The following is a 21,183-nucleotide window of genomic DNA, read 5'->3' as shown; positions in this document are numbered from 1 at the left end:
CTGAAAGACCGCATTCGCGAGCAAGCCCGCTCCCACAATTTGTTCGGCGTACATCAGTGACATCATCGTAGCTGTCGGGCTACAACGGCAACGCCATATAGAACTGCGTACCCTGCCCCGGCCGTGAATACACGCCCATGCGGCCGCCGTGCAGCTGTACGATTTCCTTGCATAACGCCAGCCCCAGGCCGGCGCCGCCTTTCTTGCGGCCTACTTGTACGAAAGGTTCGAAGATGCGCCCCTGTTGGCCATAAGCAATACCTTCGCCGTTATCTTCGACGCTGATAATCACCCGTTCGCCGTGGCGGCGCGCCTGCAAGCGAATCTGGCCACCATTGGCGGTATGTCGCAAAGCATTGCCTAGAAGGTTATCGAGTACACGCTCGAGCTGAACCTGGTCGGCATACAGCCTGGGCAACTCGGATTGGGCTTCTACCAGCAGTTCGATGTCCTGTGCGTTCGCCAGCTCTGTGAACCGGGCTCGTGCGTGCTCCAGCAGGTCGTTGACATCGCACGGCCCGAGGGTAAGTTTTTGCAGGCCGTTCTGGTAGCGTGAGAAGTTGAGCAAATCGTTGATCAGCTGCATCAGGCGCTGCATTTCTTCATTGACCGTATCCAGCAGGTCGGCCTCACGGGACTCGGCAGGAAACTTCGCCCGTTCGCGAAACAGCCCGAAGGCCATGTGCATGCCCGTTACCGGCGTGCGTAATTCGTGGGAGGCGCGCAATACGAACTCGCTGCGCACCCGTTCGAACGCACGCTGTTCGGTGACGTCATGCAGCACCATCACTGCGCCCAGAATATGCCCTTGGGTATGGCTGACCGGCGTCAGGCTGTAGGTCAACAGGCGCAGCTCGCCTTCGACTTCCACTTCCAGATCCTCCGGCGCGCGCTCCAGGTTGCCGCCGCGCAGCACCAGTTGCAGTTGCTCATCCATTTCAGGGCGGCCCAGGGCTTCGCCAAGGCCTTGGCCGAGGCGTTCCTCGTCCCAGCCCAACTGGCGCTGCGCCACGGGGTTGAGGTGCTCCAGGCGGCCTTGGCGGTCGATCATCAGCAAGCCGTCGTCGATGCTGTCGAGCACCGCCTGCAGGCGTTGCTGGCCGGCGAGTAACTCATCGATATTGGTCGCCTGATGTTGGCGCAGTGCTTCGGCCATGATGCCGAAGCGGCGGGTCAGTTGATTCATTTCTGCCGCCGATGAGATCGGCAGCGTCACTTCGAAATCGCCTTGCCCGATCTTGTCGGCGGCCTTGGCCAAGGCTTCAATCGGCCCGCCAAAGCGCCGGGCGATGCCATGGGCGGTGACGAAGCCGATGATCAACACCGCCAGGCCGACCAGCCCCAGCAAACCGGCGATCAACAGGGCGCGATTGCGCGACTTGTGCTCGCTGGCGTTGATATTGTCCAGGGCTTGTTTATGTTCAGCGATCAAACCGTTGCGCAATGCATTGAAGGTTTCGGTGAGCTTTTCGCTTTTATTATTGGCCAGTGAGCTTCGCTGAGTCTCGTCAAACGCTTTGAGGAAGTTCAGGTAGTCGACACGCGCCTGGCTGAAGCCGCTGGTTTTGCCGTCTTGCTGTTCATGGGCGATGCCCTGGTCCAGCAGAGCAAAATAGTTCTGCTTGGACGTCTGCAGGGCAGCGGGGTCGGGCTGCTCCTCCAGCATCAGGATCAGCTGGTCGCCCAGGGTCTGGCGCAGTTTGAGGCCCAGGTCCAGGGTGATGAAGTTGCTGCGGATCAGCGACTCCTGGCTCTTGGCCATTTGCATGACGCTGACCAGTCCCAGGACCAGTCCCAACAGGGCGACGGTGATCAGCGCTGAGATACTCAGGAACAACCGAGTGCGCAGTTTCATCGCAAGCTTCATAAGGTACAGCTCACAGGTTGTACTGTTTACGTTTGCGGTACAGGGTCGACGCGTCGATGCCCAGCGTGCGGGCCGCTTGATCCAAGGTGTCGCTGGTAGCGAGTACAGCGCCGATATGGGCTTTCTCCAGCTCGTCCAGGCTCAATGCTGCGCCGATACGCGGGGCATTGTTGGTCGGCTGTTCGGCCATGCCGAGGTGGCTGATTTCAACTTTTTCCTGCGGGCAAATGATGCTGGCGCGCTCCACCACGTTACGCAGTTCGCGGATATTGCCCGGCCAGCGGTAGTTAAGCAGTGCCTCACGTGCGGCATCGCTGAAGCCACGCGCAGGCCGGGCGTATTCCTTGACGAAGCGCGCCAGGAAACGGTCGGCCAGGGTCAGGATGTCTTCACTGCGTTCGCGCAGCGGCGGCAGGTGCAAGGTGATGACATTGAGGCGGTAGAGCAAATCTTCGCGGAAACGGCCGTCGCGCACCATGTCTTCCAGGTTCAGGTTGGTGGCCGCCAGGATGCGCACATCGGCACGTCGAGTGACCGGATCGCCTACACGTTCGTATTCTTTGTCTTGAATGAAGCGCAGCAGTTTTGGCTGCAACGTCAGGGGAAAGTCGCCAATCTCGTCGAGAAACAGGGTGCCGCCATCGGCTTGGTTAACTCGGCCCAGGGTGCTCTCACTGGCGCCGGTAAAGGCGCCACGGCTGTGGCCGAACAGTTCGCTTTCCATCAATTCCGCTGTCAGTGACGGGCAGTTGATGGTCACGCAGGATTTTTTCGAACGCTTGCTCCAGCCGTGAATGGCGCGGGCCAGCTCACCTTTACCAGTGCCTGACTCGCCCAGAATCAAGATGTTGGCATCGGTGCCTGCAACTTGGCGTGCGGTTTCCAGCACTACCATCATCGCCGGGCTGTGGGAGTCGAGGCCGTCCTTGGGCTGGCGTACTGCGCCTTCCAGTGCTTCCAGGCGCGCGGAGAGCTGGCGCACTTCCAACTGCTTGGCGGTGGCCAGACGCAGTTGGTCAGGGCTGCATGGCTTGACCAGGTAGTCGGCGGCGCCGGCCTGGATCGCGTCAACGGCGGTGTCCACGGCGGAATGCGCGGTCACGATCACCACGCGCATCCATGGCGCCTGAATGCGCATCTGGGCCAACACATCCAGGCCGTTGTCTTCGCCAAGGCGCAGGTCCAGGAAGCACAGGTCGAAGACCTGGCGTTGCATCAGGGCATCGGCTTGGGCGGCGCTGTTGGCGGTGGCTACGGTGTAGCCTTCATCTTCCAGGCAGTAACGGAAGGTGCGGAGGATTGCGGATTCGTCATCCACTAAAAGAATGCGGCCTTGAAGTTCCTTGGCTGATTCCATCTGTCCCGCGCTCCTTAACTATAAATGATGGTGTTTAGTCCCGGATTAATCGGGCAAGTTGCATGGTTTATTCTGATTCATAAAAGGCATCTTCGCGCAGGTATCTTCACGTTCTCCTACAAAGACGCCGATTGATGGCGTTTTCATGCCTTCTTGCCACTTCGGCAACGTCCGCAGTGGTTTCGATCCGTTGACCCGACCATTGACCATCGTGCATTTCGCACGGCCTGCAAAGGGGTATCGTGCAGGATGCTGTTCGGTACGGTGTTGGTCTATCCATAACTAGCTGATTTTATTGAGTTTTATTTTGTAAAAAAACTGGCATGCACTCTGCAATAGCTCTCCCAACGAATAATCAGAATGCGGGAGAAATGCAGCATGACTCGCCAAAGCCTCAGCCAACTACGTGTATCGCCACTGCGCTTGCAGCAAGGTCTGTTTGCCAGCCTGGCGTTGATGGTCACGTTGATTGCCGGCCAGCAGATGCAGCATTGGCAGCAAAGTCAGCAGCAAACCCCGCAATTCGAACGTCCGGCCATGATGCAGACCCATTTCCGTTCCGTTAGCAGCGCTAGCGCGACCACCGATGTAACCGCCCCGCAATTGAGAGTGGCAGACCAGGATTCAACCCTGGGTGAATTGCCAACCCAAGAACGTTGGGTGTTCTAAGCAAGAAAAGGTCGCTCGAGTTGAGCGGCTGTACGGCACTACCGCTGTTACCTCTAAAAAAGCGTAAGGAGAATCACCATGTTGAGTTGGGCAATCACATTTCTGATCATCGCCATTGTGGCTGCAGTCCTGGGCTTCGGTGGTATCGCGGGCACTGCCACGGGTATCGCAAAAATTCTGTTTGTGGTTTTCCTGGTGATGTTCATCGCTTCGTTCTTCTTTGGTCGTCGCGGCCGAGGCTGAATATGACCCATTTGTCCTTTAAAGCCATGGCTGCCGCCCTGCTCTTGGGCGGCAGCGGCCTGGTGATGGCCGCCAATGACGGCCAATCCCGAGCTAACGAATTGCTCAGTGCGGACAAGCAGTACCGCGAAACCTGGCAAAGCGTGGTGAAGAAAGAAGAGCGCCTGCCGGAATGGGTGATGAACCTGTCCGGTACGGCCGAACAAATGAATGCCGTGGAAGAAGATGGCGACAAGTACTTGGTGGGGCCGCTCTGTGAAACTGCAGATACGTGCCTGAATAAGCGTCTTATTGTTGCCTTCAGCTACGACAAAGAAGACGCCTACGCCATGTTGGTGGAAGTCCCGGCCGGTTTGCCGGCGGACAAGTCCCCGACGCGGCACGCCAATTACCGTTTTATCGGTAAGCCGAACGAAGGCATGCAAAAGCTGCTGATGGAACAGCTCAAGAAAGATCCGAATTGGTACTAGGTTCCGTCTGACGCGTCTGTCGTCTGCGGGGCCGGCGTCCATAGAAAGAAGCCCCTTCGCTTCTTTCTGTCTGCATTGCCCGCCAAGGGTGATGCATGACCAGGGGGCCGGGTTGCTCTGATCAATCGAGATCGGCGTGACCTACGGGTACAGGGAGTGCCTGCGCAAGGGCCGGGTCAGGTGAAAAGCTGCGACGCAAGTTCACAAGCCTTCACGCTTGCTGAACTTGCGGCGGGCTTGTCACTCTCATGCTCCGCTTCTTATACGGCTCCTAGCCGACAATTTCTCTTTTGCGCGCTTGTAACCATTACTTGGTGTTTCGTGGCGACCATCTATCGAGAAAATTTTGGCTGCGCCATAGGACCTTTCTGACGCCAGGTCAGTGAATTCCCAGGCATTTTCGCCAACCTATATAAGTCGTCCAACATCTCTGAGCGAGCCGGTATTGGCCGGTTAACGGCATATTCACGGGCTTTAATGGCGGATTTGAACTGACCGTTCGGACAGTTAATTTCAAAAAAAGTCATGCCGATTCGGCATAGGGTAGGCGTTTACGGCATTAGACGTCGAACCCTTGCATGGGAATAGTTGCGCCTTTTTTCGCCTGCCAGTAAGCCATTTCGGCCATGCTGCGGTGACCTTCCATGGAGGCAAATGCGCACACTTTTTCGCTTGCGAGCGTTGCGAGTGGCGCATTTGCCTTAAGTCCACTTGAAGTAAGGGTAATGACATGAAGAAGGCAAAGCTAAGCCTCGCCTGGCAGATCCTCATCGGTTTGGTACTGGGGATCGCAATCGGTGCAGTGCTCAACCATTTCAGTGCTGAAAAAGCCTGGTGGATCAGCAATGTGTTGCAGCCGGCAGGCGATATCTTTATCCGCCTGATCAAGATGATCGTGATCCCGATTGTGATTTCCTCGCTGATTGTCGGCATTGCCGGCGTAGGCGACGCGAAGAAGCTGGGGCGGATCGGCGTCAAAACCATCCTTTACTTCGAAGTGGTCACCACCATCGCCATTGTGGTCGGCCTGTTGCTTGCCAACCTGTTCCACCCGGGCGCCGGCATCGACATGAGTACCCTGGGTACCGTCGACATCTCCAAGTACACCGCCACCGCCGCCGAAGTGCAGCATGAGCATGCGTTCATCGAAACCATCCTCAACCTGATCCCGTCGAACATTTTCGCCGCCGTTGCCCGTGGCGACATGTTGCCGATCATCTTCTTCTCGGTGCTGTTCGGCCTGGGCTTGTCGAGCCTCAAGCCTGAGCTGCGCGAGCCGCTGGTGACCATGTTCCAGGGCGTGTCCGAGAGCATGTTCAAAGTCACCCACATGATCATGAAGTACGCCCCAATCGGTGTATTTGCCCTGATCGCGGTAACTGTCGCCAACTTCGGCTTCGCCTCCTTGCTGCCGCTGGCCAAGCTGGTGATCCTGGTTTACGTCGCCATCCTGTTCTTCGCCTTTGCGGTACTGGGCCTGATCGCCCGCCTGTTCGGCTTCTCGATTCTCAAACTGATGCGCATCTTCAAGGATGAGCTGGTGCTGGCCTACTCCACCGCCAGCTCCGAAACCGTGTTGCCGCGTGTGATCGAGAAGATGGAAGCCTACGGTGCGCCGAAGGCCATCTGCAGCTTTGTGGTGCCAACCGGCTACTCGTTCAACCTCGACGGTTCGACCCTGTACCAGAGCATTGCGGCCATCTTCATTGCGCAGCTGTATGGCATCGACTTGTCGATCGGCCAGCAACTGATGCTGGTACTGACCCTGATGGTCACCTCCAAAGGTATCGCCGGCGTGCCGGGCGTGTCCTTCGTGGTGTTGCTGGCTACCTTGGGCAGCGTGGGTATTCCGCTGGAAGGCCTGGCCTTCATCGCCGGTGTCGACCGTGTGATGGACATGGCGCGTACCGCACTCAATGTGATCGGCAACGCCTTGGCGGTTCTGGTCATCTCCCGTTGGGAAGGCATGTACGACGATGCCAAGGGCGAGCGCTACTGGAACTCGCTGCCGCACTGGCGCAGCAAAGAAGCCGTGCCGACCGCACAAGCTACCCGCGGCTGATAGCTCGACTGCTCTGACACAAACCCCGGAAAATTCCGGGGTTTGTCGTTTCTGCCAGCCCCGCTATCATTCGCCCCATCTTTCGGGGGATTCAACTGATGCTCAATGGCCTGTGGCTTGGCTTCTTTGTCGTGGCAATGGTGTCAGCACTGGCGCAATGGCTGGTTGGCGGTAATGCCGGGATTTTTGCGGCGATGGTCGAAAGCATTTTCGCCATGGCCAAACTGTCGGTCGACGTGATGGTGCTGCTGTTCGGCACCCTGACCTTATGGCTGGGCTTTTTGCGCATCGCCGAAAAAGCCGGGATCGTCGACTGGCTGGCCAAGGCCCTCGGCCCGCTGTTTCGCCGTTTGATGCCGGAAGTGCCCGCCGGCCACCCGGCCATCGGCTTGATCACCCTCAACTTCGCCGCCAACGGCCTGGGCCTGGACAACGCCGCCACGCCTATCGGCCTCAAGGCCATGAAGGCGTTGCAGGAACTCAACCCCATCCCCAATACCGCGAGCAACGCGCAGATTCTGTTCCTGGTGCTCAACGCGTCTTCGCTGACGCTGTTGCCGGTGACGATCTTCATGTACCGCGCCCAGCAAGGCGCTGCCGACCCGACGCTAGTATTCCTGCCGATCCTGCTGGCCACCAGCGCCTCAACGCTGGTGGGCCTGCTGTCGGTGGCTGTCATGCAGCGCCTGCGCTTGTGGGACCCGGTGGTGCTGGCCTATCTGATTCCTGGCGCGTTGATGTTGGGCGGCTTTATGGCGTTGCTGGCGACACTGTCGGCTACGGCGCTGGCGGGCTTGTCATCGATACTCGGCAACCTGACGCTGTTTGGCTTGATCATGTTGTTCCTGGTGATCGGTGCGCTACGCAAGGTCAAGGTGTATGAGGCCTTTGTCGAAGGCGCCAAAGAAGGCTTCGACGTTGCCAAGAACCTGCTGCCGTATCTGGTGGCGATGCTCTGCGCCGTGGGTGTATTGCGCGCCTCCGGGGCGTTGGACTTCGGCCTGGAAGGGATCCGCCATGTGGTGGCCTGGACGGGTATGGACACGCGCTTTGTCGACGCGTTGCCGACGGCGATGGTCAAGCCGTTCTCCGGTAGCGCGGCGCGGGCGCTGTTGATCGAGACCATGCAGGCCAAGGGCGTGGACAGCTTCCCGGCGTTGGTCGCGGCGACGATCCAGGGCAGTACCGAGACCACCTTTTATGTGTTGGCGGTGTACTTTGGGTCGGTGGGTATCCAGCGGGCGCGGCATGCGGTTGGGTGTGCGTTGCTGGCGGAGTTTGCCGGTGTGGTGGCGGCGATTGCGGTGTGCTACTGGTTCTTTGGGTGAGCAGTGAGACCGCTTTCGCGAGCAAGCCCGCTCCCACATTTTGAACTGTGAATACATTCAAATGTGGGAGCGGGCTTGCTCGCGAAGGGGCCGTCAGCGTTTCGCAACAGCATTGCCCTGCTGCACCACCCAATCCACCACCTGCTTGTTCAACTGATCCCCCGCCTGCCCAAACGCCGCCACTACCGCCGGCACCTTTGTATCGCCGACCGGCTGCTTCACCTCAAACCGCCGACTGGCAATAATCCGCTGATCACTGCCCCGCACCAGCCGCGCATCCAGGCGAATCACCACTGCCACCGCACTGCCGTGGTACTCACTCTGAAACGCCTGCAATTGCCCGCCCAGTTCGTAGTCGGCCTGCAGGTTGGTCTCGTCGGTACTCAGCAATGTCACCCGCCCATCGCGCTGGAAACCGTCCATAAACCGATTGCGCAGCAACACCGGGGTCGGGTCGCTCCAGCGTGAGTTCGCGTAGCTGCTGATCAGGTCGCCGTTAGGCACCACGGCAATGCGCGGGCTGTCGAGAAACTCGCTGCTCTGCGGCTTGGACACACGCAGCGACCAGCTCATCGGCGCACCTTGGGTGCTGGTTTGCGCCGAAGCCAGGCGGTACACGTCGGACGGATCCGGCTTGGGCAGGATCGAGCAGGCGCTGATCAGCACCAAGGCCAGCGGGGCGATTATCTGGTAAGCACGCTTCATGGCGTGAACTCCTTGTTCTTGTCGCTGCCCAGCAAGTAACCGCTGGGGTTGGCTTCGAGGCGGCGGGAGATGGCGCGCAGCGAACCGAGGGTTTCGCGCAGTTCGCGCACGGCCGGCGCCAGTTCATTGAGGCCCTGCATGCCGCTGTTCACCGAGTCTTTATTGTTGGTGAGCAAGGTGTTGATGGTCGTGGTGCTTTGCTCCAGCGACTTCATGGCCTGCTCGGCGCTGCCGAAGGCTTGCTTGCCTTGGTCGTTGAGCAAGCCGTTGGCATTGCGCATCAACGTGGTGGTTTGTTCCAGCGCGGCGCTGGCCTGTTTGCTCACCTGCATCAACTGTTGCATCACCACCTTGATATCACCGCGCTGGTCGGCGATGGCACCGGTGGTTTGTTGCAGGTTGTCCAGGGTGTTGCTCAGGCGCTCGACGTTCTCCCGCGAGAACATGTGGTTGGCGTTGTGCAGCAGCAGGTTGATACTGGTCATCAGGTCGTTGCTGTTATTGAGCAGGCGCGCGATGGGGGACGGCGAGGCGATGATTTCCGGCAGGTTGCCGTCCTTGCCCTTGAGCTCCGGGCTTTGTGGCGTGCCGCCGCTAAGCTGGATGATCGAGGTGCCGGTGATGCCGGTCAGTGCCAGCTTGGCCTGGGTGTCTTCCTTGATCGGCGTTTGCCCGGCCAGGCGGATGCGTGCGAGTACCCGGCGCGGGTCTTTCGGGTCCAGGCGCAGGCTGGTGACATCGCCCACCTTGATCCCGCTGTATTGCACCGAACTGCCCTGGGACAGGCCGCTGACGGCTTCGTTGAACACCACCTCGTATTCCTGGAAGGCGCTGTCGACGCTGGACTTGGCCAGCCACAGGCCGAACAGCATTGCGCCGACCACCACGATCACGCTGAACAGACCGATCATCACATGATGGGCTCGGGTTTCCATGTCATACCTCGTTAAGCGATTGAGCTGCATCCAATGCCGCGCGGCCACGGGGGCCGTGGAAATATTCGTGAATCCAGGCGTCGTCCGTTTCCGAGACAACATCGATGGCGTCGGCCACCAGCACTTTCTTCTGCGCCAACACCGCCACACGGTCGGTGATGGTGTACAGCGTGTCGAGGTCGTGGGTGACCAGGAACACACTCAGGCCCAGTGCATCGCGCAGGGTCAGGATCAGTTGGTCGAATTGCGCCGCGCCAATCGGGTCGAGGCCGGCGGTGGGTTCGTCCAGGAACAGAATGTCCGGATCCAACGCCAGCGCCCGCGCCAGGGCCGCGCGTTTGATCATGCCGCCGGACAATGACGCCGGGTATTTGTCCGCCGCCGACAAAGGCAGCCCAGCCAAGGCGAGTTTAACCGCCGCCAGGTGCTCGGCGTCGCGACGGCTAAGGCCCGCGTGTTCGATCAACGGCAGGGCGACGTTTTCGGTAACCGTCAACGAGGAAAACAGCGCGCCCTTCTGGAACAGCACGCCAAAGCGCCGTTCCACCAGCGAGCGTTCATGTTCGGACAGATTGGGCAGGTTCTTGCCAAAGACCCGCACCTCACCTTCGCTGGGCCGCCGCAGGCCGACGATGCTGCGCAGCAGCACCGACTTGCCGCTGCCGGAGCCGCCGACCACCGCGAGGATCTCACCTTTGTACAAATCCAGATCGAGGTTCTCGTGCACGCTCTGGCTGCCAAAGCGATTGCACAGGCCGCGCACTTCGATCACCGCCTCAGTGGGCGCACGGTGTAGACGACTCACCAGCCCATCTCCATAAAGAACATCGCGGCGACCGCATCCAGCACGATCACCACAAAGATCGATTGCACCACGCTGGAGGTGGTGTGGGCGCCGACCGATTCGGCGCTGCCGCTGACCTTGAAGCCTTCGAGGCAGCCAATCGCCGCGATCAGGAACGCGAAAATCGGCGCTTTCACCATGCCCACCAGAAAATGCTGCACACCAATGTCCGATTGCAGCAGCGAGAGAAACATCGCTGGCGAAATATCCAGGGCCACGGCGCACACCACACCGCCGCCGACAATCCCCGAGAGCATCGCCAAAAACGTCAGCATCGGCAGCGACACCAACAGCGCCATCACCCGTGGCAGTACCAGCAGCTCCATCGGGTCCAGGCCCAGGGTGCGGATCGCGTCGATTTCTTCGTTGGCCTTCATCGAGCCGATTTGTGCGGTAAAGGCACTCGCTGTGCGACCGGCGATCAGGATGGCAGTAAGCAATACGCCGAATTCACGCAGGAAAGAGAACGCCACCAAGTCCACGGTAAAAATCGTCGCGCCGAAGCTCTTAAGCACGGTAGCGCCGAGAAACGCCACCACGGCGCCCACCAGAAAGGTCAGTAACGCGACGATGGGCGCAGCGTCGAGACCGGTTTGCTCGATATGCGCGACCATTGGCGTGATGCGCCAGCGCTTGGGACGGAACACGCCACGGGCGAAGGTTTCGAGGATCAGGCCGATAAAACCCAGCAGTTTCATGCCGTCCTGCCAAACCGTGTCCACAGCTCGGCCGATACGCGCCAGCACTTGGATACCGGCGGCTTCTTCCGGCTCTTTGTCGGGTACGCAGAAATCGTTCAGGGAGTGGTAGACGGTTTTGAGCAGTGCCCTGTCAGCGGCGGATAAGCTGCAATCGGTCTGCTCGGCGGATTGCTCGATACGGTCCGGGCCCAGCAACTCGACCAGCAACGAGGCGCCGGCGGTATCCAGGGCGCCGAGGCCATTGAGGTCGATGCGCGCACCGGCGTCGTATTGGCCGTCGAGCTTGTCGCTCAGTTTTTTAAGATTGGCGTAGTGGGCAAGCGTCCAGTCCCCCGTAATCCTGAGCAACGGGGGAACTCTGGAGGTGTCGAGGTGGGCTGCGCCGGCCGTGGTACGAGTGGTCATAAGCTCCGAGCTTGTTTGGCTATCCACAATTGCTACGTAATAGCACGATACGGCCTACTTTGGGTTGTCCGTTTGTGCTGGGTCAGTGACTTTGAAACGCAGCACACCGATGACTTGCCCGTCTTCCGTCAACACCCGCACTTGCCAGCGTCCGACCGCGTCGGCCGGGAAGTTCTGCTTGTGGGTCCAGGCGCGGTAGCCTTCCTTGCGCCCGCCATGGATATCCAGGGCAATGCGGTCGACCTCTTGGCCGTTGAATTTCCACACATGGTAAATCCGCTCATCCAGCCCGCGTGGCGCGTTGATCGCGGTATAGGCGTACAGCCCGCCGCTGCGCAGTTGGGCGGCGGTGACTTCCTTGAGGTCATCGCCCGGTGTGCGGTCTTGCAACTCGGTGCTGATCGCCACTTCAGTCATCCACAATGTGGCCGGCGGCACCCAACTGCGCAGGAACCAGCCGGCGCAACCAATGGCGGCCGTGACCCCGAGCAGCATCACCCAGCCCTTGATGCTGCGCAGCGGCAAGCTCACGGCCAGGCTTGGGATCGACAACGCCATGGCCACGCCGAGTGCCAACTTGTAACTTTCGGCGGTGGTCAGGTGCAGGATGATCGGCAGTGCGGTGAGCAACGCCGCGAACAAGGTCAGGGTGTGCAGCGCCAGGAACAGCGAGCGCTTGGGCGCCAGCCACTTGTAGTACAGCGGGTCAGTGATCGACACCAGCGCCGCCGCGCCGAGCAGGCCGGTGAACACCGACTGGCCGCTGTTCCAGGCAGTGGTGACGAAAAAGAACGGCAATACGAAAAACAGGCTTTCCTGGTGGATCATCTGAGTCGCATAGCGCAGCAGCGGCTCGGGGATTTCGCGCTTGAAGACTTTGGCGAACAGCTGGGTAAAGCTGTTTTCCAGCATCAGCCATAGCCAGCTCACGAGCATGATCACCGCAATCCAACTGGCCATGCCCTGCTGGCGATCCACCAGGATGAAGCTGCCCACACCTGATATGAAACCGCCGAGTGCAATCACCCCAGGGTAGCGCTTGATCAGTTCGATAATGCGCTGGATAAGGGGCGGTAGATTTGGCATTGGCGATTCACACTTGGTGTAGGAAAAATCCCAGACAGAATAACGTCTTAGCCCGGTGTTCGGTGCCTCATTACGTGATCCGTTTGCGATAAATACGCACGCCGATCAACACACTGGCGATCAGCGCGAGCAGGCCGGCCCCGATCCAGCCCAGAGCGTCATAGCTCAGCAGCGGTTTTTCGACGCGCCAGTAGCCCGGCTGGTTAAGCACTTGGCGCATGGCCTGGTTGGTCTGCGCCAGGTTGACGGCCTTGATGCGCTTGGCCGGGTCGGTGAGATGGCCGTCGGCATAGTCGCCGGCAGCGCTCCAATAATAGTCGGCCAGCGCACTGTTGCCCTGCACCGCCCAGGCTTGGCGCGCGATGGCGGCTTGTTGCAAGCGCTTGAAGACGGCCGGGTCGAGGCCGTCCTTGAGCAGTTGCGCCGTGAGGTCCTGCAACACCTGTTCGGCCTCAGACAGATTGTCGCGCTCAAGGTCGGCATTCAGGCTGAGGAAACCGACGCTGCCGAGTACTTCGCGTTCGCTCCACGGGCCGTATGACAAGCCATGCTTGAGGCGCAGCTGACGGTATAGCGCCCAGTCGAGGTAGTCCTTGAGCAAGTCGTAGGTTTCATCGTGCTGGTCGTCCAATACCGGTTCGGGGAACAGCCAGTGCAGTTTGGCACTGTCACCCACCCAGCCGTGGATAAGGTCGCGATGGCTGGCGGCGGTGTGCTGGATTTCCGGCAGTGGCCGGTGCTCAGTGGGTTCGACCGGGTCAAGTTGACCGTAGGTGCGTTCCAGGTACGCCGGCAGCAGTTTGTCGAGGTCGCCGACGATGATCAGCGTCATGTTGTTGGGCGCGTACCAATGCGTGCGCAGGGTCTGCAACTGATCGCGAGTCAGTTGGTTGACTTCGGCACGTTCGGCGCATTTGAGCCCCAGTTCGACAGCTAATTGGTTGCTGGCGGTGTGGCCCAGGTCCTGGCGGTCGAGCAGGCGTTGCAGGTGCGAGTAATGGCCGCCATCTTCGCGTTCGACCACTTGTTTGGCGGCATTGATGTTCGCGTCGGTCAGTTCGGTGCGGGTGAGGATCGCCAGCAACAGGTCCAGCACCTTGCGCTGGTTTTGCGCGGGCGCTTCGATCACAAAGGTGGTGTCGGCATTGCTGGTGTAGGCGTTCCATTCGCCGCCGAGGGCTTGCATGCGGTCTTCGAGGTCGCCTTCACCACCGCCGTCGATGCCGCTGAACAGCAAGTGTTCGAGCAGGTGCGGCAGTTCTTTTTCGTCGCAGGGAAAGTCATCCAGGCCTACGCCCACCACCAGGCGGATCGCCACGTGCCCACGCTCGGTGCCCGGCTTAAGCAGCAATTGCAGGCCATTGGGTAAGGTGTAGCCTTCGACTTGCAGGCGGTCAAAGGCAAAGGTGTGTGCCGAGCCCATGAGCAGGCAGGCAAGTAACAGGCGACGCATAACAAGCTTCCTGGCGGGTGAGGTCCATTGTTAACTGACTTCACGAGCCATCGTACGTTCAGGGCGAATGAGTGATGTCGGCAATATCTTCGGCGGAGAGTGCGCCGGTGTCAGTCGTTTCCAGGACGACATACGCACTGCTGCAAAACAGCGAATTCAGGCGCTTCATGTCGGCAATCAGCTCAAGGTGCAGGGAACTGGTCTCCAGGCTCTGTACGATTTTACGCTGCAGACGGCTGACATGAGCGTGGGCCAGGCGGCGCTCCTGGGCGCGAAAGCGGCGCTTTTCGCGCAGCAGTTGGCGGGCGCTTTCGGGGTCGGCACTGAGGAACACCGACAGGCCCAGGCGCAGGTTGGCAATCAATTGGCTGTGCAAACCGGCCAGTTCTTCCAGGCCGACGTCGGAGAACTGCCGGCGCTGTGAGGTTTTCTGCTGCTGGACTTTGCGCAGCATGCGCTCGATCAGGTCGCCGGCCAGCTTGAGGTTGATCGACAGCTCGATGATCTCGGCCCAGCGGCGGCTGTCCTGTTCACTGAGGTCTTCGCGGGGCATTTGCGCCAAGTAGAGCTTGATCGCGCTGTAGAGGGCCTCGACGTCATCGCTGAGGCTGCGCATTTCCTGGGTGATGGCGGTTTGCTTGCCACGCAGCACTTCGAGCATGGCGGTGAGCATGTTGTCGATCAGGTCGCCCAGGCGCAAAGTTTCGCGGGCCGCGTTGGCCAGCGCCAGGCTGGGGGTGGCGAGCGAGGCCAGGTCCAGGTGACGCGGTTTGGCTTTGCCGTTGGTTTCCTGTTGCTCCGGTAGCAACCAGGCGCACAGGCGGGCCATTGGCCCGATGGTGGGCAGCAGGATCAGGCAGCGCGTGGTGTTGTAGAGCACATGGAAGGTGATGACCATGCCTTGTGCGCTGTAGTCCAAACCATCCATCCAGCGTACGAGCGGGTCGAGCACCGGAATAATCAGCAACAGGCCTATCAGTTTGTACAGCAGGCTGCCCAGAGCGACCTGGCGGCCGGCGGCGTTCTGCATATTGGTGCTGAGAAAGGCCAGCACACCACTGCCGATGTTGGCGCCGATCACCAGGCCGATGGCCACGTGCAGGCCGATCACACCGGCGCCGGCCAGGGTGGCGGTCAGCAGTACGGCGGCCAGGCTGGAGTAGGAAATCATCGCAAACAGGGCGCCGACCAAGGCATCCAGCAAAATATCGCCGGTCAGTGAGGCAAAGATGACTTTGACGCCCTGGGCATGGGTGATTGGCCCGGCCGCTTCGACAATCAGTTGCAACGCCAGAATGATCAGGCCCAGGCCGATGCCGACGCGGCCCATCTGCCCTGCCCGCGTCTGTTTGCGCGACAGGAAGAAAATCACCCCAAGAAAAATCAGCAACGGCGACAGCCAGGACAGGTCGAAGGTCAGTACCCGCGCCATCAACGCCGTACCGACGTCGGCACCGAGCATGGTCGCCAGCGCCGGCATAAGGCCCATCAAGCCCTGGCCGACAAACGACGTCACCAGCATCGCCGTAGCGTTACTGCTCTGCACCATGGCCGTCACCAGGATACCGGCGATAAACGCCAGCCAGCGCTTGGACATGTTCTGCCCGATGACTTGGCGCAAGTTGGAACCGTAGACCCGCAAGATGCCGGTACGGACGATGTGCGTGCCCCAGATAAGCAGGGTCACGGCGGAAAGCAGATTGAGCAAGGTCAGCATGCTCGGCCCCCCGTGTGGGTGTGCTCCACAAAGAGCAAATGAGAATTGCCGCGTGCCGTTCTACGTCTTGTACTTAAGCTGTAGTTGGCGAATGGGCTCTGCGCCAGCATCGCATAGCTAAAGTGGGGATTGAAACAAAACTGTCATGAAATCAGTTTTCTGCAGATGAAAAAATGGGGCGCGAACGCCCCATTTCAGCAGCGGGTCAGGTTTATTGACCCGGAATGTCCTTGCGCAGTTTCACAGGATCCTGCTGTTTCTTCTTTTTCGCGATGGCGGTGCGCATCTTGATGTTCACCGCTTCTACTGCCAGCGAGAACGCCATGGCGAAGTAGACGTAGCCTTTTGGCACATGCACGTCGAAGGATTCAGCGATCAGCACCGTACCCACCACCAGCAGGAACGACAGCGCCAGCATCTTCAGCGACGGGTGCTTGTCGATGAATTCGCTGATAGTGCCCGCAGCCAGCATCATCACCAGTACGGCTACCACGATCGCAGCGACCATGACCGGTACATGGGAAACCATGCCGACCGCAGTGATCACCGAGTCCAGGGAGAACACGATATCGATGATCGCGATCTGGATGATGGTGTAGATGAACTTGCCACCCTTGCCGCCCGGCTCGTCGTGGGTTTCGTCTTCACCTTCCAGTGCGTGGTACATCTCCTGGGAGCTTTTCCACAGCAGGAACAGGCCACCGAAGAACAGGATCAGATCGCGACCGGAGATGCCCTGGCCGAAGACCACAAACAGATCGGCAGTGAGTTGCATGACCCAGGTGATCGACAGCAGCAACAGGATTCGCGTGACCATGGCCAGGGCCAGGCCGAAGATCCGGGTGCGCGCCTGCATATGCTTGGGCATGCGGCTGACCAGGATCGAAATCATGATGATGTTATCGATGCCCAGGACGATCTCAAGCGCCGTCAGGGTGAAGAAGGCAATCCAGATTTCCGGATTGGTCAGCCATTCCATGTGTATTCCTTTGAGCAAATGTGAAACCGCGCAAGCTGCAGCGCCGCGCGGTCAGGTCGTTACGATTATAGAGTGCTGAACAGCGGAAAAATCCCCATCAGCAAAGCGGCGAACATTATGCACAGGCACACCAGCACTGCCCACTTGAGGGTAAAGCGTTGGTGATCGCCAAATTCGATCCCGGCCAGGGCCACCAGCAGGTAAGTCGATGGTACCAGCGGGCTGAGCAAATGCACGGGTTGGCCAACAATGGATGCACGGGCCATTTCCACGGCGGTGATACCGTAATGACTGGCCGCTTCAGCGAGCACAGGCAATACGCCGTAGTAGAACGCATCGTTGGACATGAAGAAGGTGAACGGCATGCTCACCAAGGCGGTGATCACTGCGAGGTACGGGCCCAGCGCATCCGGGATAACCGCCAGCAGGCTCTTGGACATGGCGTCGACCATGCCGGTGCCCGACAGGATACCGGTGAAGATACCGGCGGCGAAGATCAAGCCCGTCACTGCCAGCACGCTGCCGGCGTGGGCGGCGATGCGGTCTTTCTGCATTTGCAGGCATGGATAGTTGACGATCATCGCGATACTGAACGCGACCATGAACAGCACCGGCAGTGGCAACAGGCCGGCAATCAGGGTGCACATCAGCGCGAAGGTCAGTGCGCCGTTGAACCAGATCAGCTTGGGACGACGGGCGTCCGGGAATTGCGACACGCTGATCTCGCTGTGATCGATCTCGTCGCCCTGCAGGTGCAGTTCACCCAGGCGGGCACGTTCGCGCTTGCCGTACATGTAGGCAATCACCAGGATCGCCACTACGCCGACAGCCATGGCCGGGATCATCGGTACGAAAATATCCGAAGGGTCTACATGCAACGCACTGGCGGCACGGGCCGTCGGGCCGCCCCACGGCGTCATGTTCATCACGCCACCGGCGAGGATGATCAGGCCGGCCATGATGCGCGGGCTCATGCCGATGCGCTGGTACAGCGGCAGCATGGCGGCCACGCAGATCATGTAAGTGGTGGCGCCGTCACCGTCCAGGGACACCACCAGGGCCAGTACGGCGGTACCGACCGAAACTTTCAGCGGGTCGCCCTTGACCATCTTGAGGATCTTGCGCACGGCCGGGTCGAACAGGCCGGAGTCGATCATCAGGGCAAAGTAGAGAATGGCGAACATCAGCATCACGCCGGTCGGCGCAAGCTTGGTGATGCCTGCAAGCATCATCGGGCCGATCTCGGGTGCGAAGCCACCGAACAGGGCGAACAGGATCGGCACAATGATCAAGGCAATCAGCGCAGACAGGCGCTTGGTCATGATCAGGTACATGAACGTGATGACCATGGCAAAGCCAAGGAAAGTCAGCATAGGAATACTCCAGGCGTAGCGCGGCTAGGGAATGGCGAACCGGGTTGGGGTCAGCGCAGTACGAAAGGCACGTGGCGTACGGATGGAGTTGGAGCGAACAGGCGGGTAGGAGCGGACATCAGGAATCACCATTGTTGTTGTTTACAGCCGGTCTGTTGCCGGCAGTGGTGGCGATCCTAGACGGGGAAGCTTTCAGCCAGCTTTCGGCGTGTAAGTCAGATGATGGAAGGTTTGTAGGAATTTTCTTTAGGTGACTCAGGGCAGCTCCAAACCGCCCGAGGCTTTATGCAAGGCCCGCAGGTGCTCGCCCATCTGCTTGAGGTTGGCTTCGCAGGCGGCAATCTCGTCGGCGCGTGCAGGGTCGAGCAGCGCCCTCACCTCTTTATCCAGATCGCCGGTCAACGATTGCAGTTGCTTCTGGCGCTCGGCACTTTCCGACTCCAGGCGTTTGGCTTCCGAAGGTTGCGGCAGGCCGTAGCCGCCACTGTCGAGCAACTCTGCCGGGCGGCTGAGGAAGCCGCTGTTGGCGAGGATCTGTTGCAGGGTGTTGTTGGCTTTTTCCATGCCGCCGTTTGTCAGCTCACGGGCATTGAGGTAGCGCTGCTTGACTTCGTCCTGGGCCAGCATCAGTTGTTTGCGATAGCTGGCTTGTTCGAGCAGCAGCAGCGCGGCGCTGGTGCGCAGGTCGGCCTGGGTGAACCACTGGCGGCGTTCTGCGGCACTCAGGGACAGCCAGTCTTCAACTTGAGTCTGCTTGATCGGCAGGTGTTTGCGCAGCACGTCGAACATTGCCTGATAGCGTTCGCGGAACGAGTCGAAGTGATAACCCAGGCGCAAGGCTTCGCGCTTGTCATTGAGTACGTTGGTGTCAGCCAGGCCACGGGCGCTGAGCACCTCGAGCAGGCCGTTGGGGGTGATGTTGTCCAGGCCGGTCAATTGCGGGTTGGCGCTGCCGCTGCGCAGCAGCTTCAGGCTCTCCACCGCACAGTTATTGGAGATGAAGAAGTAATTGCCGTCGTAGCTCCAGTGCATTTCGGCGGCATGTTCGACGGTGTCGTTGATCTCTTGGCGGGTGAGCTTGAGCGGCACCGATGCCAGGCCGCGCAACTCGGTTTTGGTGTATTCGTCGATCACCTGCGCCAGCGGCAGCACAAACAGCCGCGATGGGTACTTGCCCACCAGGCCATCCCAGCTCGATAGCTGTACGTCACCGACAAATGCGCGGTAGGACAATACCAGGTGCTGGTCCAGGTCCAATCGGCAATCCGGGCCGCGTGGGCGGCCGGGTGCGCAGATCACCAGGCGCAACATGCTGTGGCCCCAGCGGCTCACCAGGTTCTGGTTAGCTTCGGCGAGCAGGTAGTCGATTTCATACACGCGCTCCGGGTCGATCTGGCCCAGCGGCGTTTTGGCGAAGTCGTTGCCGGCGTTGAGGAACGCGTAGGTCTTGGCGCAGGTGTCTTGCTCGGGCGGTGCCCAGCCGAAGTGTTCCTTGTAATAGCGAAACAGTGCGGGGCGACGGCAGGCGTAGCTTGGGTCGAGGAGGAAGTACTCCATGTTGACCGCCACGAACTCCAGCGGGCTGGTGGTTTCGTAGATGTCCGGGCTGCGGGCGACCTGATGATTGTGTTGCTCGCGCTCGCCGCGACGGCCCACGTATTGGGGCCAGCCGGCAATGTCCAGCAGGCGCGGGTCGTCACTCAAGGTGAAGCGACGGTCGTTCTGGCCACGGCATTGATCGGGCAGGCCGATCAGGCCGGTGATGTTGTTCTGGCGGCTGCAGCGTTGGATCAGGCGGCGCTCGTCTGTGGACCACAGGCGCGCACGGTCATAGATGTGGGTTAGCTCATGCAGCACGGTGGCGAGCATTTCGCGGAGCACGGTGCCGTGGGGGCGATTGGTCTTCTGGGTGGCGGCGCTGCCGTCGGTGAGGCTGGCGAGCAGGTTCTGGTTCAGGTCCAGTTCGGACACCAGAGAAGCCTGGCCATAGGCATTTTCAGGCATCTTGTCGGTCCAGCCTACATCAATGCGTCGGTCCAACTGCTCGATAAAGCGCGGCGGCAGCGCGCGCATCGCTTCGTCGAGCAACGCCTGGCTGGCCTGCTGTTCGGCCGGGCTCAAGCCATCGGTCTTGAGCCGCAGTTGCAGGCTGGCCTGGGCTGCGCCTGCACAGAGCAGCACAGTCCCGGCCAGTAGCCAGGCGAACAGGCGCCTCACAGAGCGAGGATAGCTTCGGCGAGGGTCTGGTCACTGGCGTCGCGGGCTTCCGGCACGCGGGTGCGCAGGGTATCGAAGGCCGCTTCCAACTGCGCGCCGCGGATTTCGCCGTTGGAGGCGACGAAGCTGGCAGCGTCATCGTGGGCTTCGCGCACGATTTTGGAGTCGCGGATGGAGGTGGTGGTGTCCGAAGTGAAATCAATGGTGCGCGCCGAGGCACGCACGATGATGTTACTGGTGGCCTTCAGGGTTTGCGCGTGGGCAACATCGGCCAACAACAGCAGGCCCAGAGCGGCAGCGATCAGCGGGCTACGCATGGAATGACTCCGAAATACAAAGGTAGAAATATACGATGATTATTGGACGAGAATTGCCTGCGCCAGTTCAAGGTCGCTGACATGAAGTTTTGGCTGGGTTCGGCGCAGGTATTCCAGCGCAGATTCCAGACGGGCTCCCCGCCATTGGCCGTCAGTGGCGATAAAAGCGGCAGCGTCATCCTGGGCGGCCAGTACCAATTTTCTGTCAAAGGGCGCTGACGTCACCTTGCTGGTGGCGTAGGCACTGATGACGGTGCTCTGGGTGGACACATCAAAGGCCGAAGCCAAGGATGACCAGCAGGCGGAAAACAACACGGGAACGATCAACAGGCGGTATGAAAAAGCCATGGGACTCGACAACTGAAAGCGAGCGCCAAGGCTAGCGCAACGCCCGGGCGAGAGCCAGCGCTGACACATTTGGTAGAGGCTGGCGTGCCCTGGCGTTTACCGGATTA

General features: G+C 60.0%; 19 protein-coding genes. 5 read left to right on the top strand and 14 right to left on the bottom strand.

The genetic code is table 11. The features are described from left to right. Positions 1-79 precede the first annotated feature (79 nt). Positions 80-1,867 (bottom strand): KinB sensor domain-containing domain, encoded by a 1,788-nt coding sequence (locus FFI16_RS26280; RefSeq protein ID WP_138813136.1) that lies wholly within the window; start codon positions 1,865-1,867, stop codon positions 80-82. A gap of 10 nt (positions 1,868-1,877) precedes the next feature. Continuing rightward, entirely contained in the window at positions 1,878-3,224 is a 1,347-nt protein-coding gene (gene algB / locus FFI16_RS26275; protein ID WP_056861018.1) for a sigma-54-dependent response regulator transcription factor AlgB, read from the bottom strand. 378 nt (positions 3,225-3,602) lie between these two features. Here algB and FFI16_RS26270 point away from each other — a divergent pair, with 378 nt between their 5' ends. From FFI16_RS26270 to FFI16_RS26250, 5 genes are all read left to right on the top strand, one after another. Next, positions 3,603-3,893: a hypothetical protein gene (locus tag FFI16_RS26270; RefSeq protein ID WP_138813135.1), complete on the top strand. Its 291-nt coding sequence runs from the start codon at positions 3,603-3,605 to the stop codon at positions 3,891-3,893. 78 nt (positions 3,894-3,971) lie between these two features. Continuing rightward, positions 3,972-4,136 (top strand): DUF1328 domain-containing protein, encoded by a 165-nt coding sequence (locus FFI16_RS26265; RefSeq protein ID WP_003170804.1) that lies wholly within the window; start codon positions 3,972-3,974, stop codon positions 4,134-4,136. Between the two features lie 2 nt (positions 4,137-4,138). Then, on the top strand, positions 4,139-4,606 hold the full coding sequence (locus FFI16_RS26260; RefSeq protein ID WP_138813134.1) for an inhibitor of vertebrate lysozyme family protein: 468 nt from the start codon (positions 4,139-4,141) through the stop codon (positions 4,604-4,606). A 730-nt stretch (positions 4,607-5,336) separates the two neighbouring features. Further along, positions 5,337-6,668, top strand: coding sequence for a glutamate/aspartate:proton symporter GltP (gene gltP, locus FFI16_RS26255; RefSeq protein WP_058421927.1), 1,332 nt, complete (start codon positions 5,337-5,339; stop codon positions 6,666-6,668). A 98-nt stretch (positions 6,669-6,766) separates the two neighbouring features. After that, positions 6,767-7,996: a nucleoside recognition domain-containing protein gene (locus FFI16_RS26250; RefSeq protein ID WP_138813133.1), complete on the top strand. Its 1,230-nt coding sequence runs from the start codon at positions 6,767-6,769 to the stop codon at positions 7,994-7,996. A 93-nt stretch (positions 7,997-8,089) separates the two neighbouring features. On the opposite strand, the gene FFI16_RS26245 is transcribed toward FFI16_RS26250, so the two are convergent. From FFI16_RS26245 to FFI16_RS26190, 12 genes are all read right to left on the bottom strand, one after another. Further along, on the bottom strand, positions 8,090-8,701 hold the full coding sequence (locus tag FFI16_RS26245) for an ABC-type transport auxiliary lipoprotein family protein (RefSeq protein ID WP_138813132.1): 612 nt from the start codon (positions 8,699-8,701) through the stop codon (positions 8,090-8,092). After that, entirely contained in the window at positions 8,698-9,636 is a 939-nt protein-coding gene (locus FFI16_RS26240; protein WP_017139077.1) for an MlaD family protein, read from the bottom strand. Before FFI16_RS26240 ends, FFI16_RS26245 begins: the two co-directional genes overlap by 4 nt. A 1-nt stretch (position 9,637) precedes the next feature. Then, positions 9,638-10,441, bottom strand: coding sequence for an ABC transporter ATP-binding protein (locus tag FFI16_RS26235; RefSeq protein ID WP_017139076.1), 804 nt, complete (start codon positions 10,439-10,441; stop codon positions 9,638-9,640). Then, positions 10,438-11,586 carry an ABC transporter permease gene (locus FFI16_RS26230; RefSeq protein WP_138813131.1) on the bottom strand — a complete coding sequence of 383 codons (1,149 nt, stop codon included), beginning with the start codon at positions 11,584-11,586 and terminating at the stop codon, positions 10,438-10,440. The genes FFI16_RS26235 and FFI16_RS26230 overlap by 4 nt, the downstream gene beginning before the upstream one ends. A gap of 54 nt (positions 11,587-11,640) precedes the next feature. Continuing rightward, a complete protein-coding gene (locus tag FFI16_RS26225) occupies positions 11,641-12,672 on the bottom strand; it encodes a DUF5924 family protein (protein WP_138813130.1) in 1,032 nt (343 codons plus the stop codon). A gap of 70 nt (positions 12,673-12,742) precedes the next feature. After that, a complete protein-coding gene (locus FFI16_RS26220) occupies positions 12,743-14,125 on the bottom strand; it encodes a pitrilysin family protein (protein WP_138813129.1) in 1,383 nt (460 codons plus the stop codon). Between the two features lie 58 nt (positions 14,126-14,183). Continuing rightward, the gene (locus tag FFI16_RS26215) at positions 14,184-15,842 is read right to left on the bottom strand and encodes a Na/Pi cotransporter family protein (RefSeq protein ID WP_138813128.1); all 1,659 of its coding nucleotides are present in this window, start codon (positions 15,840-15,842) and stop codon (positions 14,184-14,186) included. Between the two features lie 211 nt (positions 15,843-16,053). Then, positions 16,054-16,821: a TerC family protein gene (locus tag FFI16_RS26210; RefSeq protein ID WP_017139071.1), complete on the bottom strand. Its 768-nt coding sequence runs from the start codon at positions 16,819-16,821 to the stop codon at positions 16,054-16,056. 65 nt (positions 16,822-16,886) lie between these two features. Next, positions 16,887-18,194 carry a CitMHS family transporter gene (locus tag FFI16_RS26205; RefSeq protein WP_138813127.1) on the bottom strand — a complete coding sequence of 436 codons (1,308 nt, stop codon included), beginning with the start codon at positions 18,192-18,194 and terminating at the stop codon, positions 16,887-16,889. A 255-nt stretch (positions 18,195-18,449) separates the two neighbouring features. Then, positions 18,450-20,411: a DUF4105 domain-containing protein gene (locus FFI16_RS26200; protein ID WP_138813126.1), complete on the bottom strand. Its 1,962-nt coding sequence runs from the start codon at positions 20,409-20,411 to the stop codon at positions 18,450-18,452. Then, complete coding sequence (locus tag FFI16_RS26195) at positions 20,408-20,728, bottom strand: DUF2388 domain-containing protein (protein ID WP_060756468.1); 321 nt, start codon at positions 20,726-20,728, stop codon at positions 20,408-20,410. The genes FFI16_RS26200 and FFI16_RS26195 overlap by 4 nt, the downstream gene beginning before the upstream one ends. A 39-nt stretch (positions 20,729-20,767) precedes the next feature. After that, positions 20,768-21,076: a DUF2388 domain-containing protein gene (locus tag FFI16_RS26190; protein ID WP_138813125.1), complete on the bottom strand. Its 309-nt coding sequence runs from the start codon at positions 21,074-21,076 to the stop codon at positions 20,768-20,770. Between the last annotated feature and the right edge of the window lie 107 nt (positions 21,077-21,183).

The sequence above is a fragment of the Pseudomonas sp. KBS0710 genome, from assembly GCF_005938045.2.
GTDB lineage: Bacteria > Pseudomonadota > Gammaproteobacteria > Pseudomonadales > Pseudomonadaceae > Aquipseudomonas.
Note: the sequence above shows the minus strand (reverse complement) of the source record. Positions and strands in the feature narration are given on the sequence as shown.

Coding starts and splice junctions, on each gene's coding strand:
- FFI16_RS26270 (WP_138813135.1), top strand. CDS start 3,603: ATGACTCGCCAAAGCCTCAGCCAACTACGTGTATCGCCACTGCGCTTG.
- FFI16_RS26215 (WP_138813128.1), bottom strand. CDS start 15,842: ATGCTGACCTTGCTCAATCTGCTTTCCGCCGTGACCCTGCTTATCTGG.
- FFI16_RS26195 (WP_060756468.1), bottom strand. CDS start 20,728: ATGCGTAGCCCGCTGATCGCTGCCGCTCTGGGCCTGCTGTTGTTGGCC.
- FFI16_RS26260 (WP_138813134.1), top strand. CDS start 4,139: ATGACCCATTTGTCCTTTAAAGCCATGGCTGCCGCCCTGCTCTTGGGC.
- FFI16_RS26250 (WP_138813133.1), top strand. CDS start 6,767: ATGCTCAATGGCCTGTGGCTTGGCTTCTTTGTCGTGGCAATGGTGTCA.
- FFI16_RS26280 (WP_138813136.1), bottom strand. CDS start 1,867: ATGAAGCTTGCGATGAAACTGCGCACTCGGTTGTTCCTGAGTATCTCA.
- FFI16_RS26205 (WP_138813127.1), bottom strand. CDS start 18,194: ATGCTGACTTTCCTTGGCTTTGCCATGGTCATCACGTTCATGTACCTG.
- gltP (WP_058421927.1), top strand. CDS start 5,337: ATGAAGAAGGCAAAGCTAAGCCTCGCCTGGCAGATCCTCATCGGTTTG.
- FFI16_RS26240 (WP_017139077.1), bottom strand. CDS start 9,636: ATGGAAACCCGAGCCCATCATGTGATGATCGGTCTGTTCAGCGTGATC.
- FFI16_RS26225 (WP_138813130.1), bottom strand. CDS start 12,672: ATGCCAAATCTACCGCCCCTTATCCAGCGCATTATCGAACTGATCAAG.
- FFI16_RS26210 (WP_017139071.1), bottom strand. CDS start 16,821: ATGGAATGGCTGACCAATCCGGAAATCTGGATTGCCTTCTTCACCCTG.
- algB (WP_056861018.1), bottom strand. CDS start 3,224: ATGGAATCAGCCAAGGAACTTCAAGGCCGCATTCTTTTAGTGGATGAC.
- FFI16_RS26245 (WP_138813132.1), bottom strand. CDS start 8,701: ATGAAGCGTGCTTACCAGATAATCGCCCCGCTGGCCTTGGTGCTGATC.
- FFI16_RS26220 (WP_138813129.1), bottom strand. CDS start 14,125: ATGCGTCGCCTGTTACTTGCCTGCCTGCTCATGGGCTCGGCACACACC.
- FFI16_RS26190 (WP_138813125.1), bottom strand. CDS start 21,076: ATGGCTTTTTCATACCGCCTGTTGATCGTTCCCGTGTTGTTTTCCGCC.
- FFI16_RS26230 (WP_138813131.1), bottom strand. CDS start 11,586: ATGACCACTCGTACCACGGCCGGCGCAGCCCACCTCGACACCTCCAGA.
- FFI16_RS26265 (WP_003170804.1), top strand. CDS start 3,972: ATGTTGAGTTGGGCAATCACATTTCTGATCATCGCCATTGTGGCTGCA.